The sequence below is a fragment of the Rhodococcus sp. MurmanLake-1 genome, assembly GCF_056945715.1.
Map to the genome: position 1 here is coordinate 1 of NZ_JBWZNF010000041.1, position 3,456 is coordinate 3,456.

General features: G+C 55.0%; 2 rRNA genes. Both read left to right on the forward strand.

Features of this window, described 5'->3' with window-relative positions:
• Positions 1–45: 45 nt before the first annotated feature.
• A 23S ribosomal RNA gene (locus tag AC2ETI_RS32430) occupies positions 46–3,178 on the forward strand.
• A 159-nt stretch (positions 3,179–3,337) separates the two neighbouring features.
• Positions 3,338–3,454, forward strand: a 5S ribosomal RNA gene (gene rrf, locus AC2ETI_RS32435).
• Positions 3,455–3,456: the final 2 nt, after the last annotated feature.

The following is a 3,456-nucleotide window of genomic DNA, read 5'->3' on the forward strand; positions in this document are numbered from 1 at the left end:
GTTGTGTGTTGTTTGAGAACTGCACAGTGGACGCGAGCATCTTTGTTGTAAGTAATGAAGAGCGTACGGTGGATGCCTTGGCACCAGGAGCCGATGAAGGACGTAGGAGGCTGCGATAAGCCTCGGGGAGCTGTCAACCGAGCTGTGATCCGAGGATGTCCGAATGGGGAAACCCAGCACGAGTGATGTCGTGTTACCCGCGCCTGAATATATAGGGCGTGTGGAGGGAACGTGGGGAAGTGAAACATCTCAGTACCCACAGGAAGAGAAAACAACCGTGATTCCGTGAGTAGTGGCGAGCGAAAGCGGAAGAGGCTAAACCATGGGTGTGTGATAGCCGGCAGGTGTTGCATTCGTGGGGTTGTGGGGTTCATTTTGTCTGTTCTGCCGAGCAGGCCAACAGTAAGAAATCACAGGGTTAGTGGAAGTGGTCTGGAACGGCCTGTCGTAGAGGGTGAGAATCCCGTACACGAAAACTTTGTGACTGTTGTAATGGAAACCCAAGTAGCACCGGGCCCGTGAAATCTGGTGTGAATCTGTCGGGACCACCCGATAAGCCTGAATACTCCCTGGTGACCGATAGCGGACTAGTACCGTGAGGGAAAGGTGAAAAGTACCCCGGGAGGGGAGTGAAATAGTACCTGAAACCGTGCGCTTACAATCCGTCAGAGCCTTCGAACAGTTTACTGTTGGGGGTGATGGCGTGCCTTTTGAAGAATGAGCCTGCGAGTTAGTGGCATGTCGCGAGGTTAACCCGTGTGGGGTAGCCGTAGCGAAAGCGAGTCCGAATAGGGCGATCGTAGTGGCATGCTCTAGACCCGAAGCGGAGTGATCTACCCATGGCCAGGTTGAAGCGACGGTAAGACGTCGTGGAGGACCGAACCCACTTAGGTTGAAAACTGAGGGGATGAGTTGTGGGTAGGGGTGAAAGGCCAATCAAACTCCGTGATAGCTGGTTCTCCCCGAAATGCATTTAGGTGCAGCGTCGCGTGTTTCTCACCGGAGGTAGAGCTACTGGATGGTCTAGGGGGCCCACAAGCTTACCGAAATCAGCCAAACTCCGAATGCCGGTGAGTGAGAGCGCGGCAGTGAGACTGCGGGCGATAAGGTTCGTAGTCGAGAGGGAAACAGCCCAGATCGCCAGCTAAGGTCCCTAAGCGTGTACTAAGTGGAAAAGGATGTGGGGTCGCGAAGACAACCAGGAGGTTGGCTTAGAAGCAGCCACCCTTGAAAGAGTGCGTAATAGCTCACTGGTCAAGTGATCCTGCGCCGACAATGTAGCGGGGCTCAAGTACACCACCGAAGCTGCGGCATTCACGCAATAGCCCCCAGTTGATCCAAGGATTTTCTGGCAGGTGTGTGGATGGGTAGGGGAGCGTCGTGTGGCCATGGAAGCGGCAGGGTGACCTAGCCGTGGAGGCCACACGAGTGAGAATGCAGGCATGAGTAGCGAAAGACGAGTGAGAAACTCGTCCGCCGAATGACCAAGGGTTCCTGGGCCAGGTTAATCCGCCCAGGGTGAGTCGGGACCTAAGACGAGGCCGACAGGCGTAGCCGATGGACAACGGGTTGATATTCCCGTACCCGTGTGAACGCGCCCATGGTGAATCAGTGATACTAACCATCCTGAAGCCACGAGAAGACCTTCGGGTCTCGAGTTGGTGGATGCATGGGACCTGATCTGGTAGTAGCCAAGCGATGGGGTGACGCAGGAAGGTAGCTGAGCCAGTCAGTGGTAATACTGGTGTAAGCGTGTAGGGCGTGACCTAGGCAAATCCGGGTCACACATAGCCTGAGACGTGATGCGTAGCCGATTGAGGCGAATTCAGTGATCCTATGCTGCCGAGAAAAGCCTCTAGCGAGCTTTCACACGGCCCGTACCCCAAACCGACACAGGTGGTCAGGTAGAGAATACTAAGGCGATCGAGATAACTATGGTTAAGGAACTCGGCAAAATGCCCCCGTAACTTCGGGAGAAGGGGGGCCCTGTTTGGTGACGACATTTACTGTCTGAGCTGGGTGGGGCCGCAGAGACCAGTGAGAAGCGACTGTTTACTAAAAACACAGGTCCGTGCGAAGTCGTAAGACGATGTATACGGACTGACGCCTGCCCGGTGCTGGAAGGTTAAGAGGACCGGTTAGTTCTTCGGAGCGAAGCTGAGAATTTAAGCCCCAGTAAACGGCGGTGGTAACTATAACCATCCTAAGGTAGCGAAATTCCTTGTCGGGTAAGTTCCGACCTGCACGAATGGCGTAACGACTTCTCAGCTGTCTCAACCGTAGACTCGGCGAAATTGCATTACGAGTAAAGATGCTCGTTACGCGCGGCAGGACGAAAAGACCCCGGGACCTTCACTACAGCTTGGTATTGGTGTTCGGTTCGGTTTGTGTAGGATAGGTGGGAGACTGTGAAACGGTGACGCCAGTTATCGTGGAGTCGTTGTTGAAATACCACTCTGATCGAATTGGACCTCTAACCTCGGACCATGATCTGGTTCAGGGACAGTGCCTGGTGGGTAGTTTAACTGGGGCGGTTGCCTCCCAAAATGTAACGGAGGCGCCCAAAGGTTCCCTCAGCCTGGTTGGCAATCAGGTGTCGAGTGCAAGTGCACAAGGGAGCTTGACTGTGAGACTGACAGGTCGAGCAGGGACGAAAGTCGGGACTAGTGATCCGGCACCGGCAAGTGGAAGCGGTGTCGCTCAACGGATAAAAGGTACCCCGGGGATAACAGGCTGATCTTCCCCAAGAGTCCATATCGACGGGATGGTTTGGCACCTCGATGTCGGCTCGTCGCATCCTGGGGCTGGAGTAGGTCCCAAGGGTTGGGCTGTTCGCCCATTAAAGCGGCACGCGAGCTGGGTTTAGAACGTCGTGAGACAGTTCGGTCTCTATCCGCCGCGCGCGTTAGAAACTTGAGGAAGGCTGTCCCTAGTACGAGAGGACCGGGACGGACGAACCTCTGGTGTGCCAGTTGTTCCGCCAGGAGCACCGCTGGTTAGCTACGTTCGGAAGGGATAACCGCTGAAAGCATCTAAGCGGGAAGCCTGTTCCAAGATGAGGTTTCTCACCCCCTCGAGGGGGTAAGGCCCCCGGCAGACCACCGGGTTGATAGGCCAGAACTGGAAGTGCAGTAATGCATGCAGGTGACTGGTACTAATAGGCCGAGGACTTACCACAAAGAAGCTACGCGTCCACTGTGCGGTATCTGAAACAACACACAGATACTGATGAGAAACTCTGTTTTCTCCGTCATCCATCCATCCGGTAACGGGTTCGGGTTGGTGCACGGTGAAACCAGGTGATCAGAAGTTGGTTACTGTGACAGTTTCATAGAGTTACGGCGGTCATAGCGAAGGGGAAACGCCCGGTCCCATTCCGAACCCGGAAGCTAAGCCCTTCAGCGCCGATGGTACTGCACTCGACAGGGTGTGGGAGAGTAGGACACCGCCGAACAC